Below are 13,289 nucleotides of genomic sequence, written 5' to 3'. Positions count from 1 at the left end.
GAGAACGATATGCTCGATTCCAAACTGTTACGCGGCCAACTTCAGGAAGTGGCGGATCGCCTGGCCTCCCGTGGCTTCAGCCTGGATGTCGCGCGCATCGAATCACTGGAAGAGCGCCGCAAGGCGGTGCAGACCCGCACCGAACAACTGCAGGCTGAGCGTAACGCCCGTTCCAAGTCCATCGGCCAGGCCAAGGCCAAGGGCGAAGACATCGCCCCGCTGATGGCGGACGTCGAGCGCATGGCCAACGAACTGGCTGCCGGCAAGGCTGAGCTGGACGCCATTCAGGCCGAGCTGGATGGCATCCTGCTGACCATCCCCAACCTGCCGGACGCCAGCGTGCCGGTCGGCGCCAGTGAAGACGACAACGTCGAAGTGCGCCGTTGGGGCACGCCGAAGGCGTTCGACTTCGAAATCAAGGACCATGTGGCCCTCGGTGAAATCAGCGGTGGCCTGGACTTCGAAGCGGCTGCCAAGCTGTCCGGTGCCCGTTTTGCTGTGCTGCGTGGTCCGGTTGCCCGTCTGCACCGCGCCCTGGCGCAGTTCATGATCAACCTGCACACCGGCGAACATGGCTACGAGGAACACTACACCCCGTACATGGTGCAGGCGCCCGCGCTGCAGGGCACTGGCCAGTTGCCGAAGTTTGAGGAAGACCTGTTCAAGATCACCCGCGAAGGCGAGGCTGACTTCTACCTGATCCCGACCGCCGAAGTGTCGCTGACCAACCTGGTGGCGGGTGAAATCCTCGACGCCAAGCAGCTGCCGCTCAAACTGGTTGCCCACACCCCTTGCTTCCGCAGCGAAGCCGGCGCTTCTGGCCGTGACACCCGCGGCATGATTCGCCAGCACCAGTTCGACAAAGTCGAGATGGTGCAGGTGGTAGAGCCGTCCAAGTCGATGGAAGCCCTGGAAGGCCTGACCGCCAACGCCGAGCGCGTGCTGCAGTTGCTTGAGCTGCCATACCGCGTGCTGGCCCTGTGCACTGGCGACATGGGCTTTGGTGCGGTGAAAACCTACGACCTGGAAGTGTGGGTGCCGAGCCAGGACAAGTACCGCGAAATCAGCTCGTGCTCCAACTGTGGTGATTTCCAGGCGCGCCGCATGCAGGCTCGCTGGCGCAACCCGGAAACCGGCAAGCCAGAGCTGGTGCACACGCTCAACGGCTCCGGTCTGGCCGTAGGCCGTACCCTGGTTGCTGTGCTGGAGAACTACCAGCAGGCCGACGGTTCGATCCTGGTGCCGGAAGTGCTGAAGCCGTACATGGGCGGCGTCGAGGTCATCCGCTAAATGGATTACCTGCCGCTGTTCCACAAGCTGCAGGGCGGCCGCGTGCTGGTCGTCGGTGGCGGTGAGATCGCCTTGCGCAAGGCACGCCTGCTGGCCGATGCCGGCGGTGTGCTGCGCGTGGTGGCGCCGGACGTCGACGGCCAGTTGGCGGCGTTGGCCCGGGAAGGTGGCGGTGAGGTGCTGGTGCGTGGCTATCAGGCAGCCGACCTGGTCGGTTGCCGGCTGGTGATCGCGGCGACTGACGACCCTGGGCTGAATGCCCAGGTGTCGGCCGATGCGCAGGCCCTTAGCCTGCCGGTCAATGTGGTGGATGCGCCGGCCCTGTGTACGGTGATCTTCCCGGCGATCGTGGACCGTTCGCCGCTGGTAATTGCTGTTTCCAGCGGCGGTGACGCCCCGGTACTGGCACGCCTGATTCGAGCCAAGCTCGAGGCGTGGATCCCTTCGGCCTATGGTGAGCTGGCCGGGCTGGCGGCACGCTTCCGGCACAAGGTCAAATCCCTGTACCCGGACGTCAACCAGCGTCGTGGCTTCTGGGAAACCGTGTTCCAGGGGCCGATCGCCGAGCGTCAGCTGGCCGGGCAGGGCGCGGAAGCCGAACGTCTGTTGCAGGCGATGGTGGACGGCGCACCGGTGCAGCAGGGTGGTGAGGTGTACTTGGTTGGTGCCGGCCCGGGTGATCCGGACTTGCTGACCTTCCGTGCCTTGCGCCTGATGCAGCAGGCCGACGTGGTGCTGTACGACCGCCTAGTCGCACCCGCCATCATCGATATGTGTCGTCGTGATGCCGAGCGCATCTATGTAGGCAAGCGCCGCGCTGATCATTCAGTGCCGCAGGACCAGATCAACCGCCTGTTGGTCGATCTGGCTCGGCAGGGTAAGCGGGTGCTGCGCCTGAAGGGTGGCGACCCGTTCATCTTCGGCCGGGGCGGCGAAGAGATCGAAGAGCTGGCCGAGCATGGCATTCCGTTCCAGGTGGTGCCGGGCATTACCGCGGCCAGCGGCTGCTCGGCGTATGGCGGCATTCCGCTGACTCACCGCGACTATGCCCAGTCGGTGCGCTTCGTCACTGGGCACCTCAAGGATGGCACCAGCAACCTGCCGTGGAATGACCTGGTGGCGCCGGCGCAGACCTTGGTGTTCTACATGGGGTTGGTGGGCTTGCCGACCATCTGTGCCGAGCTGATTCGCCACGGGCGTGCCGCGAGTACCCCGGCGGCGTTGGTGCAGCAGGGGACCACGCGTAATCAGCGCGTGTTCACCGGCACCTTGGCTGACTTGCCAGACCTGGTGGCCCAGCACGAGGTGCATGCGCCGACCCTGGTGATTGTGGGGGAGGTGGTGCAGTTGCGTGACAAGCTGGCCTGGTTCGAAGGTTCGCAGAACAGCTGAAATCGTTGGGGCCGCTTTGCGGCCCATCGCACATGCCCCAGGCATTGCAAGGCCCTTGTGTGTGGGCCTTGTGTCGCGATGGGCTGCAAAGCAGCCCGGCTTTCTCAAGCCTGCCAAATCCCTTTGCCCACCAACCGCTCTCGATCATGCGGCAAACCAAAGTCCTGCAAAGGCCCTTTAGGCACAATCCCGTTCGGGTTGATGGTCTTGTGGCTCATGTAATAGTGCTTCTGGATATGCTCCATGTTCACCGTACCCGCCACCCCAGGCCACTGGTACAGCTCACGCAGCCAGTTCGACAGGTTGTGGTAGTCGCTCAGGCGGCGCAGGTTGCACTTGAAGTGCCCGTGGTACACGGCATCGAAGCGCACCAGTGTAGTGAACAGGCGTACATCAGCCTCGGTCAGGTACTCACCCGCCAGGTAGCGATTGCGGCCTAGCAAGGCTTCCAGGTAATCCAGCTCGTTGAACACATCGTCAAAGGCAGCCTCGTAAGCGTCTTGCGTGGTGGCAAAGCCTGCGCGGTACACGCCGTTGTTCACCGCCGGGTAGATGCGCTCGTTCAGTGCTTCGATGGTCGGGCGCAGCGATGTGGGGTAGAGGTCCAGAGTATTGCCGGTCAGCTCGTTGAACGCGCTGTTGAATATGCGGATGATTTCTGCCGACTCATTGTTGACGATGCGCTTCTCTTTCTTGTCCCACAGTACAGGCACCGTCACGCGCCCTGTGTAGTGCGGGTCATCCTGGGTGTAGCGCTGGTGCAGGTACTGCAGGGCGTCTAGGTGGTCCCCGCTGGAGCCTTGCTGCTGATCGAAGGTCCAGCCATGGTCCTGCATCAGCCAGCTGACCACCGACACGTCGATCAACGGCTCCAGGCCTTTCAGCGCGCGAAAGATCAGGGTGCGGTGGGCCCATGGGCAGGCCAGCGACACGTACAGGTGGTAGCGGCCGGCCTCGGGGGCGGGCAACTGATTGCGGCGCTGGGCATTCTCCCGCTTGAACGTGCCGTCCTTGCCGTTTTCATACCACTGGTCGTGCCAGCGGCCGTCGATCAATAGGCCCATGGTGAGCTCCTGAAACAAAGTTGTTTGTCGTTGGAGCCCAGTCTAGGCCAAATCGTTCGAAGAAATAGCGCAAAGATCGCGGTTCTATTATCGGCTAAATCGATCTATTTCGAGTGTCCCAGTAGCCTTGCGCTGTTACGAACGCCTGCTCGCGGTGCTGTCCCAAACCACGCAGGGCCAGCGCCATGGTCGCAATCAGGGCCTTCTCGCCATAACTGTCTTCCACTTCGCCACGCCAGAACGCCAGCAAGTGTTCTGCCTGCAGGCTGGGCGGCTTGACATGGCGACGTTCGCTCAGCGCTGGCCACTCTTCATCCCACGCCTCACCCGCCGTGGTGCCGTAGAGATGGCTGATGACATCGGGATTGACCTCGATTTCGCCGCCATCACCCTTGATCACCACGGCATGGTCGCCCAGCAAGCGGCTGGCCTCGCGGTGCACGGCCTGGTAACCGGGGTGAAAGATGCTCTGCAATCCACAGCGAGCGCCCAGCGGGTTGAGCACTCGCGCCAGCGAGTGGATGGGCGAGCGCAGGCCCAGGGTATTGCGCAGGTCGATCATGCGTTGCAGCTGCGGCACCCAGTCGTGCAGCGGGAAGAATGCCAGCTGGTGCTGGTCCAGCGCGTTGCCGACGGCGGCCCAGTCGCGGCACAGCGGAATCTGCAGCAGGTCGAGCAGTTGCTCTGTATACATACGCCCGGCAGTGTGTGCGCCACCGCCGTGCATCAGGATGCGCACGCCATTGTTGGCCAGGCACTTGGCGGCCAGCAGGTACCAGGGCAGGTGACGCTTCTTGCCGGCGTACGTGGGCCAGTCCAGGTCAACGGCGATGCGCGGCGCCTGCAGGTGGGCGCGCAGGGCCTCGGTGAAGCCGGCCAGCTCTTCGGCGCTTTCTTCCTTGTGCCGCAGCAGCATGAGGAAGGCACCGAGCTGGGTGTCTTCGACCTTGCCTTCCAGCAGCAGGGTCATGGCTGCACGGGCCTCCTCGCGGGTCAGGCCACGCGCGCCGCGCTTGCCTTTGCCGAGAATACGCACGAATTCGGCGAACGGGTGTTCGGCGGGGGTTTCCAGAGTGAGCGGACGAGGTTCGGTCATATGCAGTTGGTCGGCTTGGGCAGGCCCGCCAGCTTGGCGGCAAGTTTGGCGGGGGTGCCGTTGAACAGGCGGTTAAGGTGCGGGCTGTTGCCCTTTTCAGGGCCCAGCTTGAGGGCCGTGTACTTGATCAGCGGGCGGGTGGCCGGAGAAAGCTGGTATTCCTGGTAGAACTGACGGAGCAGTTCGAGGATTTCCCAATGGTCCGCCGTCAACGGGATACCCTCGCGCTTGGCCAAAGCCTCGGCGGCGTCGTGGGACCAGTCTTGCAGGTCGACCAGGAAGCCATCCTTGTCCAGGGCGATCACCTGATCGCCAACGGTGAGCGTATTCATAGCCAGCTGTTGACCTTGTCGTATTGCAGCGACAGTTCGACGAACCCGGCGTAGTCCACGGCCGTTGCCAGGTCGTTGCCGACCGCGCGGGCCTGTACATCCTCGTCCAGGGCGAACAGGCGCTGGGCCAGGCCGGCGGCTTGCAGATGGCCGTGCGGCTCGCTGCCGGTGCGCAGGGCATACACGGCATCACCGCACAGCAGCAGGGCATCTTCGGCACCGAGCAGGCGCAGGCAACTGGCCAGGCGCTCGTCGCCAAACGGGGAATGGGCAATTACATGCAGGGTCTTCATCAGAGCGTTATCACCTGGTCGAAACGGGCTATCAGGGCGGTCAGCGCTGCGTCATCGAGCACTTGCACCGGCAGCGCCAGGGTCTCGGCTGCCAGGCCACGGCGGGCCAGGCTGTGGTTGCAGGCGAACAGTTCTTCGACACCGAACATCGGCAGCGCCTGCAGGTTGGCGGCCAGGTTCTTCTGTTGCACGGCGGCGGGTTGCTGGTCCGGCGCGAGCTGGAACACACCATCGTCGAGGAACAGCATGCCCAACGGCAGGTCGAACGCGCCGCCGGCCAGGGCGATGTCCAGCGCCTCGCGGGCAGAGGGGCCATTCCACGGTGCCTGACGGCTGATGATCAACAAGGACTTGGCCATATCAGTCGCCTCCGAAGCAGACAAGGCGATCGGCCACTTGCGCGGCCTCGTGCAGTTGGCCCAGCCCCGACAGTTCCCAGGGCTTGGGCAGGTTCACGGCCGGGCGCTGGTAGCGGTTGGCCTCGGCTTCGTCGAGCACGCCACGGCGCAGGGCGGCGGCGATACACACCACGGCGTCCAGCTGATGGGTCTGTATGAACGTGCGCCACTGGCCAGCCACGTCCAGTTCGTCCTGGGGGGCGACGACGTTGGCCGAGGCACTGTGCACCCCGTCCTGATAGAAGAACAGCCGGGCAATCTCATGCCCGCCGGCCAGCACCGCCTCGGCGAAGCGCAGGGCGCGTCGCGAAGAGGGCGCATGGGCCGGGGAGAACACCGCGATAGCGAATTTCATGGCTAACTCATGCAAAGGATTGGTGCCATGATAAAGCAAAAAAGCCCGCACCCGCTTGTGCAAGCGGGCGCGGGCTTTTCATTCAAACGCCAGGTTCAAGCCTGCTCCTTGCTCTCCGGCAAGAACCAGTTCAGCACCAGCGCACAAATCCCCCCGGTAGCCACACCCGACTCCAGCACATTGCGAATCGCCGCCGGCATATGCGCCAGGAACTCCGGCACCTGCGCCACACCCAACCCAAGCGCCAACGACACCGCAATAATCAGCAGCGCCCGACGGTCCAGCCGGGTGCTGGCCAGAATATTGATCCCCGACGCCGCAACCGCGCCAAACATGACCATCGCCGCGCCGCCCAGCACCGGCTCCGGCACGGCCTGAATCACCCCGGCAACACTCGGGAACAGCCCCAGTAACACCAGCATTACGGCAATCCACATACCGATATGACGGCTGGCAATACCGGTCAGCTGAATCACCCCGTTGTTCTGGGCAAAGATCGAGCTAGGGAAGGTGTTGAACAGACCGGCCAGCAGCGAGTTGGCGCCGTTGACCAGCACGCCCCCCTTGATCCGCTGCATCCACACCGGCCCTTCGACCGGCTGGCGCGACACCTTGCTGGTGGCGGTAACGTCACCGATGGCTTCCAGCGAAGTGACCAGGTAGATCACCAGCATCGGAATGAACAGCGCCCACGAGAAGCCCAAGCCAAAGTGCAGCGGTGTCGGCACCTGGAACAGCGCGGCCTCGTGCATGCCGGTAAAGTCCAGGCGGCCCAGGAAACCGGCCAGCGCATAGCCGACCGCCAGGGCGATGACGATGGCGCAGCTGCGCATCCACACCACCGGGATACGGTTGAGAACGACGATGATCGCCAGTACCACGCCCGACATCAGCAGGTTTTCGCCATTGGCAAAGGTGCCATTGGCCATGGCCCCAAAGCCACCGCCCATGCTGATCAGGCCGACCTTGATCAGCGTCAGGCCGATCATCAACACCACGATGCCAGTCACCAGCGGGGTGATCAGGCGTTTGACGAAGGGCAGGATGCGCGACACGCCCATCTCGACGAACGAGCCTGCGATTACTACGCCAAAAATGGCTGCCATTACGCCCTCGACCGGCGTGCCTTGCTTGACCATCAGCGCACCACCGGCAATCAGCGGGCCGACGAAGTTGAAGCTGGTGCCCTGAACGATCAGCAGCCCCGCGCCAAATGGGCCGAAGCGTTTGCACTGGACGAAGGTGGCGATACCCGAGATCACCAGCGACATCGAAACGATCAAATTGGTATCACGTGCAGATACACCCAACGCCTGGCAGATCAGCAGGCCAGGGGTGACGATCGGCACGATGATCGCCAGCAGGTGCTGCAGGGCTGCCAGCAGGCCGATCAACAGCCGTGGCTTGTCCTCCAGACCAAGCACCAGTTCATTGGCAGGCGCCGCTGCGCCTGGGCTGTGTTCGTGTGAGCTCATTGCTGAAAGCCGCCCCGGAAGAAAAAAGGAGCGCATTCTACGGGGTGATGAAAGATAGCGGTAGAGAAAAGCAGGATGGCGGCATGATCGGCGACCATTTGCCTGGTTATCTGACTTTTTGGTCAGTTATTGTGATTGCAGGAATAGTTGGCTCGAAACTGATGTAGGAGCGGGCTTGCTCGCGATGCGCTGCGCGGGCGCCGCTCGATCTATCAGGCGCTGAACCTCTTCCGACGAACATCCCGCAGCCCGCCCCATTTCCAGCGCCTACAAAAAAGCCCGCCTAAGCGGGCTTCTTGCGGCACAGCAATCAATCAGTCATCACGACCCATGATGCCAAACAACTGCAGCAGGCTGACAAACAGGTTGTAGATCGACACATACAGGCTGATGGTCGCCATGATGTAGTTACGTTCGCCACCATGAATGATCGCGCTGGTCTGGAACAGGATGCAGACCGACGAGAACAGCACGAAGCCAGCGCTGATTGCCAGTTGCAGGCCGCTGATCTGGAAGAAGAAGCTGGCAACGACAGCACCCAGCAGAACGAAGAAACCTGCAGTGATGAAGCCGCTGAGGAAGCTCATGTCCTTGCGGGTGATCAGCACGTAGGCCGACAGACCACCAAACACCAGCGCAGTCATGGCAAACGCGGAGCTCACTACCTCGGCGCCACCGGCCATGCCCAGGTAACGGTTGAGGATCGGGCCGAGGATGAAGCCCATGAAACCGGTGAGCGCGAAGGTGGACACCAGGCCCCAGGCCGAATCACGCAGTTTGTTGGTAAGGAAGAACAGCCCGTAGAAGCCGATCAGCACCACGAACACGTTCGGGTAGCCGACGCGCATCTGCTGGGCAACGAAAGCCATGACACCGCTGAAGGCGAGAGTAAGCGCCAGCAGGCTGTACGTGTTGCGCAGGACCTTGCTGATCTCCTGCTGCTCGACCTGCTGGCCGTGGTGGACGGCGTAATCCTGTTCGCGCATGGCGACACTCCTTGGTAAACCTGTGGTTTCGGACGTTCAGATGCTAGGAGTCTACCATTGCTCCTGCAACCCGCGACACAGAGAGTTTGACAGCGTGTTTCATTAAGGTATTATGGCGGCCGCAAAACGAGCTGGAAGCGTGGCCGAGTGGTTTAAGGCAACGGTCTTGAAAACCGTCGATGGGCAACTATCCTAGAGTTCGAATCTCTACGCTTCCGCCATATTCAAAGCCCTGATTATTCAGGGCTTTTTGCGTTTTTGGGGCCTAGAAAATCTACCCATGGGAACACCCTTGGGAATGCTCTTGATGTAATGGAATTGGGACGCGTCCTAATAATCTGCTTATTTGGTCGGTTTGGCGAGCGCCCCGACGCGTCGGTAAACCCTCTCGGTAATGTCGCCCTTGTTGTGGCCGAGAAGCAGGCTGGCATGGTCGACGTCACCCGTTTGCCGTTATCGGTCATCAGCAGGTATGGCGATCCATGTGGAGCGTTGCGCTCCTGAATCTTCCTGATGACGGTGCCCAGGCTCCTTCCACGTCATTGACCTCAAGCAGGGGCCGCAGCTTCTTGTGGGGCTTCTTCTGCTTCACGCGGTGGGCCTTGGCGATCTCGCGGTTCGCCCTGACGTCGCGATACTTCGCCATGTATGCAGGGGTAATCCCGTCGTTTGGCGCTTTGTCGAAGTAGTTGCGCAGCTGCCGGAACTCGGCCAAGTTGTCCCTCTGGGTGCGAGGCGCTTTGTCGAGATGATGTCGCGTTCGTACCGGTCGAAGATCGCTCCCTGCGTGATTAGATCCTTGGGTTTCTCTTTCGCCTCCAGTTCTGCCCACTTCAGCCTCGCCAAGCTCAAGTCGGTGCCGAGTGGCAATCCCCGGCATGATAATCAACTGAAGCTGCCCTCGTCGCGGATGCGACTGCTAGCGCAAAGCCAAGAGAAGCTAGGTGGGAAGCCATCATGCCAGGGTGGATTTGCTCCCAGGCCGCTTTTGTTCAGGCAAGTCTTTCCAGGTAGCTAGGTGCATCAGGCTCTGGAAGGACTGAGAGCACCTTGAGTCGCTGGAGCGTGCGCTCGCGGGCTTTGGATAGATGATCGCGCAGGCATGAACAGGCAGATTCAACCGTTCCATACAACAATGCTTCGAAGATCAAGCGATGTTCCATCAGCATGGCTTCGTCGTTGCTGGACTGCAGTGCTTCATGCAGTACGCGTCCGACATTCATCGGGATCTGACATTGGCGAATCACTGCTGCCATACGGGTATTACTCACCCCGGCTATGCAGGTGACGTGCAGATCCTGCTCAAGCTGTTCGATGTCTGCGCGCTGAACCAGGCGACCGGCTTCCTGGGCTTTGACGATGCGGCTCAACATTGCTTCAAGATCGCTCCGAGGCATCTGATCGACACCTTGGCGCAGAGCATCGGGCTCCAGGAGCATCCGTAGCTCGTAGTCATGCTTCACGGCCTGGGCTGTTAATGGCCCGGCCAACCAATGTGAGTACGGTTCTTTTTCTACTAGCCCTTTGTCCCGCAGTCGCATCAATGCCTCTCTGACTACGTTCCGGCTTACGTTCAATTCTTCGGCTGCGCTCTGTTCATCGATCCGGTAGTGGCCGAAGACCATGAAACGTATGACCGCCTGGGCAAGGTGGTCGTAAATGCGCTCACCCAGCGGACGGTAATCGATAAGGTCTTCTTGCGGCTCGATTCCCAAGAGCTTGCGAGTCAGGGGGACTCGGAGCGGTGTTTCGGTGGTGCCTTCAGGGTCGATCAGAAAACCCCGCCCATCAAATCGCCGTATCAGTCCTTCCTCATGGAGAAGATTGAGGGCCTGACGAACCGGCACGCGGCTTGTGCCGAAGAGCTCCGCTAACGGCCCCTCTACCAACACGAGTCCAGGAACCGTCTGCCCGCCGAGGATCGCATCGCGCAGCGTATTGCGGATTGTCTCGTAGCGAGAGGCTGGACGGTCTTCCGTTGGCTGTGTGGCAGACATCAAAGGGTTCTCATGAAGCGTGGAGGGTAAGTTTCTCACAAGCGAAGCGAGATGTGATCGAACACCGGTAACACTTCTATGAACGATTTTGGGGCAGGCTGTTACCGAAAAACCCAAAATGGATCATTTATTAAAACATACATTTTCTGGGCCGGCCTGACGTGTGGGGTCCTCTCACCCGTCTCCCTCAAGGCCCAGAGCTTTCAGGAGGTCGTAGAATACTCGCTACGAAAACTTGGCACGTTCGATGCTTTGTGAAATGTATGTATTATTAAAATGTACATTTTAGAGGTGTGCCATGCTTGCCGATGCCCATTCCTTAGCTCAGCAATTCGCCGACGGAACGACCGACCCTGTCGCCGCCCTTGAAAATGCGCTTCTAAGGGCGGAGCGGGTGCCCGAAGCATTTATCACCTTATGCGAGGAGCGAGCGCTACGCGAAGCGGCTGCGGCTAAGGCGCGCTGGCAAGCAGGTCAACCCTTGTCACCTTTTGATGGCGTACCAGTAGCGTGGAAAGACCTCTACGACCTGGCCGGCTGTGTAACAACGGCTGGTGCGAAAGTACGTTTGCACGACCAACCGGCATCACGCGATTGCTCACTGGCGACAATGCTCAGCCGGGCGGGCATGGTGAACATCGGAAAGACCAACCTCAGCGAACTGGCATACTCGGGGCTGGGCCTTAATCCCCATTTCGGAACGCCAGCCAACATTAGCTTTGTCGGCGAAGTACGTGCACCGGGAGGGTCGTCCTCCGGCTCGGCTATAGCCGTTGCGCAGGGGTGCGCGCCTATCGGTATGTCGACTGATACCGCTGGCTCCATTCGAGTGCCAGCAGCTTTCAATGGACTTGTGGGTTACCGCAGCAGTGCAAAGCGTTACTCGTTCGAAGGTGTCACGCCCCTTGCAAGTTCTCTTGATTCGCTTGGGCCGATCACCCATAGCGTTCGTGATGCCATCGTTGTCGATAACCTCCTGTTAGGTGATCAGAATGGCATGCCGCTGGACACCTCAGGCCTTCCCGCTGCAGGGCTAAAGCTGTGCGTAGATATTGATCTGCTTGATGACTCGCGCATTCAGCCTGAAGTACGCGCAAACCTTCTCGCGGCGCTTGATCGATTGGCTGCGGCGGGAGCAGTGGTCGAGCGAAAAAAAGTTAGAGCATTTGAACAAGCGCTGGACGTCATCGAGCAGATCGGATGGCTCGGGAGTGCGGAGGCTTTTGCCTACTACCAAGCGCTTCTCGATAGCACGGATGCTGAGCAGCTAGACCCGCGTGTTCGCAAGCGGCTTGAGGCCGCGCGAGCGTTTCCAGCCAGTAAGCAGGTTCGCTTGTACCAAGCTGCCGAGGCACTGAAAGCACAGATTGCGCGTGAGTTAGATGGCGCATTCCTGGTGACCCCGACAGTAGGTCACGTAGCTCCGCTTCTGGCACCGCTTGAAGAAGACGCCAACCTTTTCGTTGCTACTAACCTGGCAACACTGAGGCTGACAATGCCCGGCAGCATGCTGGACATGCCTGGCATTGCGTTGCCAAGTGGGACTGGGGAGGCAGGGCTTCCCACGAGTCTCCTTCTTTCAAGTGTGAGTGGAAATGATAAGGAACTGCTCCGAGCAGGCCTGGCAATCGAGCCTTATGTTCGAGGCGTGAATTAACAGGTCAACCGGAGTGCGGGCAATGTTTGCCTGTGAATAGTTGAATAACAAAGAGGTATTGACCATGAAGAAAGAAATTTTTGTATCAATTGGCGTTGATGTCGATGCGGTAGCCGGTTGGCTCGGTTCCTATGGGGGGGAGGATTCGCCTGACGATATCTCTCGCGGTCTTTTTGCTGGCGAAGTTGGCGCCCCCCGCCTTCTGAAGCTTTTTGAAAAATATGACCTGCGCACAACGTGGTTCATCCCTGGCCACTCGGTAGAAACCTTCCCCGAGCAAATGAAAGCTGTGGTTCAGGCAGGCCATGAAATTGGCATTCATGGTTACAGCCATGAGAACCCGATCGCGATGACGCCTGAGCAAGAAGAAATCGTCCTGGACAAATCGATTGAAGTCATCACCCAGCTTTCAGGCAAACGGCCGACCGGCTACGTGGCACCTTGGTGGGAATTCAGCAATGTCACCAATGAGCTGCTTCTGAAGAAGGGTATCAAGTACGACCACAGCTTGATGCACAACGACTTCCACCCTTACTACGTCAGGGTGAAGGACAGCTGGAGCAAGATTGACTACAGCCAACATCCCGATACTTGGATGAAGCCGTTAGTTCGTGGCGAAGAAACCGATTTGGTTGAGATTCCAGCCAACTGGTACCTTGATGATCTTCCGCCGATGATGTTTATCAAAAAATCGCCTAATAGCCACGGCTTCGTCAATCCTCGCCACTTGGAAGAAATGTGGCGCGATCAATTTGACTGGGTTTACCGCGAACATGACTACGCAGTGTTCCCAATCACGATTCACCCTGATGTGTCCGGTCGACCTCAAGTACTACTTATGCTTGAGCGCTTTATCGAGCATATGAAGAGTCATGAAGGTGTGAACTTCGTCACGATGGACGAAATCGCTGACGACTTTATCCGGCGTCAACCGCGTAAGGGTTGATTAAATAC

15 protein-coding genes and 1 tRNA gene are annotated in these 13,289 nt (G+C 60.1%); 6 read left to right on the top strand and 10 right to left on the bottom strand.

Features of this window, described 5'->3' with window-relative positions; all coding sequences use genetic code 11:
- Nucleotides 1-9: 9 nt before the first annotated feature.
- Both serS and cysG read left to right on the top strand, forming a co-directional pair.
- Nucleotides 10-1,290: a serine--tRNA ligase gene (gene serS / locus V6093_RS08725; protein WP_010954808.1), complete on the top strand. Its 1,281-nt coding sequence runs from the start codon at nucleotides 10-12 to the stop codon at nucleotides 1,288-1,290.
- Nucleotides 1,291-2,682, top strand: coding sequence for a siroheme synthase CysG (gene cysG, locus V6093_RS08720; protein ID WP_010954807.1), 1,392 nt, complete (start codon nucleotides 1,291-1,293; stop codon nucleotides 2,680-2,682).
- A 104-nt stretch (nucleotides 2,683-2,786) separates the two neighbouring features.
- Here the strand turns inward: cysG and V6093_RS08715 are convergent, their stop codons facing one another.
- From V6093_RS08715 to V6093_RS08685, 7 genes are all read right to left on the bottom strand, one after another.
- Complete coding sequence (locus tag V6093_RS08715) at nucleotides 2,787-3,746, bottom strand: glutathione S-transferase family protein (RefSeq protein WP_020191940.1); 960 nt, start codon at nucleotides 3,744-3,746, stop codon at nucleotides 2,787-2,789.
- A gap of 94 nt (nucleotides 3,747-3,840) precedes the next feature.
- Nucleotides 3,841-4,842 carry a glycosyl transferase family protein gene (locus V6093_RS08710; RefSeq protein ID WP_406669770.1) on the bottom strand — a complete coding sequence of 334 codons (1,002 nt, stop codon included), beginning with the start codon at nucleotides 4,840-4,842 and terminating at the stop codon, nucleotides 3,841-3,843.
- Nucleotides 4,839-5,174, bottom strand: a complete 336-nt coding sequence (locus tag V6093_RS08705) for a TusE/DsrC/DsvC family sulfur relay protein (RefSeq protein WP_010954804.1) — start codon at nucleotides 5,172-5,174, stop codon at nucleotides 4,839-4,841. Before V6093_RS08705 ends, V6093_RS08710 begins: the two co-directional genes overlap by 4 nt.
- Entirely contained in the window at nucleotides 5,171-5,467 is a 297-nt protein-coding gene (gene tusB, locus V6093_RS08700; RefSeq protein WP_144000312.1) for a sulfurtransferase complex subunit TusB, read from the bottom strand. The genes V6093_RS08705 and tusB overlap by 4 nt, the downstream gene beginning before the upstream one ends.
- The gene (gene tusC, locus V6093_RS08695; RefSeq protein ID WP_010954803.1) at nucleotides 5,467-5,826 is read right to left on the bottom strand and encodes a sulfurtransferase complex subunit TusC; all 360 of its coding nucleotides are present in this window, start codon (nucleotides 5,824-5,826) and stop codon (nucleotides 5,467-5,469) included. The genes tusB and tusC overlap by 1 nt, the downstream gene beginning before the upstream one ends.
- Before the next feature lies 1 nt (nucleotide 5,827).
- The gene (gene tusD, locus V6093_RS08690; RefSeq protein ID WP_003251188.1) at nucleotides 5,828-6,220 is read right to left on the bottom strand and encodes a sulfurtransferase complex subunit TusD; all 393 of its coding nucleotides are present in this window, start codon (nucleotides 6,218-6,220) and stop codon (nucleotides 5,828-5,830) included.
- 95 nt (nucleotides 6,221-6,315) lie between these two features.
- Nucleotides 6,316-7,695, bottom strand: a complete 1,380-nt coding sequence (locus V6093_RS08685) for a nucleobase:cation symporter-2 family protein (protein WP_014859306.1) — start codon at nucleotides 7,693-7,695, stop codon at nucleotides 6,316-6,318.
- On the opposite strand from V6093_RS08685, the gene V6093_RS08680 reads away from it, so the two are divergent.
- Nucleotides 7,686-7,862 (top strand): hypothetical protein, encoded by a 177-nt coding sequence (locus V6093_RS08680; protein WP_162996115.1) that lies wholly within the window; start codon nucleotides 7,686-7,688, stop codon nucleotides 7,860-7,862. The two genes, V6093_RS08685 and V6093_RS08680, sit on opposite strands and share 10 nt — an antisense overlap.
- A 147-nt stretch (nucleotides 7,863-8,009) precedes the next feature.
- Here the strand turns inward: V6093_RS08680 and V6093_RS08675 are convergent, their stop codons facing one another.
- Nucleotides 8,010-8,681, bottom strand: coding sequence for a Bax inhibitor-1/YccA family protein (locus tag V6093_RS08675; RefSeq protein ID WP_003251184.1), 672 nt, complete (start codon nucleotides 8,679-8,681; stop codon nucleotides 8,010-8,012).
- A gap of 133 nt (nucleotides 8,682-8,814) precedes the next feature.
- Here V6093_RS08675 and V6093_RS08670 point away from each other — a divergent pair.
- Nucleotides 8,815-8,902, top strand: a tRNA-Ser gene (locus V6093_RS08670).
- Between the two features lie 242 nt (nucleotides 8,903-9,144).
- Here the strand turns inward: V6093_RS08670 and V6093_RS08665 are convergent.
- Both V6093_RS08665 and V6093_RS08660 read right to left on the bottom strand, forming a co-directional pair.
- Complete coding sequence (locus V6093_RS08665) at nucleotides 9,145-9,396, bottom strand: hypothetical protein (RefSeq protein ID WP_181321376.1); 252 nt, start codon at nucleotides 9,394-9,396, stop codon at nucleotides 9,145-9,147.
- Nucleotides 9,397-9,673: 277 nt separating this feature from the next.
- The gene (locus V6093_RS08660) at nucleotides 9,674-10,678 is read right to left on the bottom strand and encodes a GntR family transcriptional regulator (protein ID WP_003251179.1); all 1,005 of its coding nucleotides are present in this window, start codon (nucleotides 10,676-10,678) and stop codon (nucleotides 9,674-9,676) included.
- A 298-nt stretch (nucleotides 10,679-10,976) separates the two neighbouring features.
- Between V6093_RS08660 and V6093_RS08655 the strand changes: the two genes are divergently transcribed.
- Nucleotides 10,977-12,335 (top strand): amidase, encoded by a 1,359-nt coding sequence (locus V6093_RS08655; protein ID WP_274083699.1) that lies wholly within the window; start codon nucleotides 10,977-10,979, stop codon nucleotides 12,333-12,335.
- Between the two features lie 64 nt (nucleotides 12,336-12,399).
- Nucleotides 12,400-13,281: a polysaccharide deacetylase gene (locus V6093_RS08650; protein WP_003251175.1), complete on the top strand. Its 882-nt coding sequence runs from the start codon at nucleotides 12,400-12,402 to the stop codon at nucleotides 13,279-13,281.
- Nucleotides 13,282-13,289: the final 8 nt, after the last annotated feature.

This window comes from Pseudomonas putida group bacterium ESBL64 (assembly GCF_045277175.1).
GTDB classification, from domain to species: domain Bacteria; phylum Pseudomonadota; class Gammaproteobacteria; order Pseudomonadales; family Pseudomonadaceae; genus Aquipseudomonas; species Aquipseudomonas alloputida.
The sequence above is the reverse complement of the archived record's forward strand: the minus strand, read 5'-3'. Positions and strand labels throughout refer to the sequence as shown.

Excerpts from the sequence above, each read along its gene's own strand:
- serS (WP_010954808.1), top strand. The coding sequence starts at position 10 with ATGCTCGATTCCAAACTGTTACGCGGCCAACTTCAGGAAGTGGCGGAT.
- cysG (WP_010954807.1), top strand. The coding sequence starts at position 1,291 with ATGGATTACCTGCCGCTGTTCCACAAGCTGCAGGGCGGCCGCGTGCTG.
- V6093_RS08715 (WP_020191940.1), bottom strand. The coding sequence starts at position 3,746 with ATGGGCCTATTGATCGACGGCCGCTGGCACGACCAGTGGTATGAAAAC.
- V6093_RS08710 (WP_406669770.1), bottom strand. The coding sequence starts at position 4,842 with ATGACCGAACCTCGTCCGCTCACTCTGGAAACCCCCGCCGAACACCCG.
- V6093_RS08705 (WP_010954804.1), bottom strand. The coding sequence starts at position 5,174 with ATGAATACGCTCACCGTTGGCGATCAGGTGATCGCCCTGGACAAGGAT.
- tusB (WP_144000312.1), bottom strand. The coding sequence starts at position 5,467 with ATGAAGACCCTGCATGTAATTGCCCATTCCCCGTTTGGCGACGAGCGC.
- tusC (WP_010954803.1), bottom strand. The coding sequence starts at position 5,826 with ATGGCCAAGTCCTTGTTGATCATCAGCCGTCAGGCACCGTGGAATGGC.
- tusD (WP_003251188.1), bottom strand. The coding sequence starts at position 6,220 with ATGAAATTCGCTATCGCGGTGTTCTCCCCGGCCCATGCGCCCTCTTCG.
- V6093_RS08685 (WP_014859306.1), bottom strand. The coding sequence starts at position 7,695 with ATGAGCTCACACGAACACAGCCCAGGCGCAGCGGCGCCTGCCAATGAA.
- V6093_RS08675 (WP_003251184.1), bottom strand. The coding sequence starts at position 8,681 with ATGCGCGAACAGGATTACGCCGTCCACCACGGCCAGCAGGTCGAGCAG.
- V6093_RS08660 (WP_003251179.1), bottom strand. The coding sequence starts at position 10,678 with ATGTCTGCCACACAGCCAACGGAAGACCGTCCAGCCTCTCGCTACGAG.
- V6093_RS08655 (WP_274083699.1), top strand. The coding sequence starts at position 10,977 with ATGCTTGCCGATGCCCATTCCTTAGCTCAGCAATTCGCCGACGGAACG.
- V6093_RS08650 (WP_003251175.1), top strand. The coding sequence starts at position 12,400 with ATGAAGAAAGAAATTTTTGTATCAATTGGCGTTGATGTCGATGCGGTA.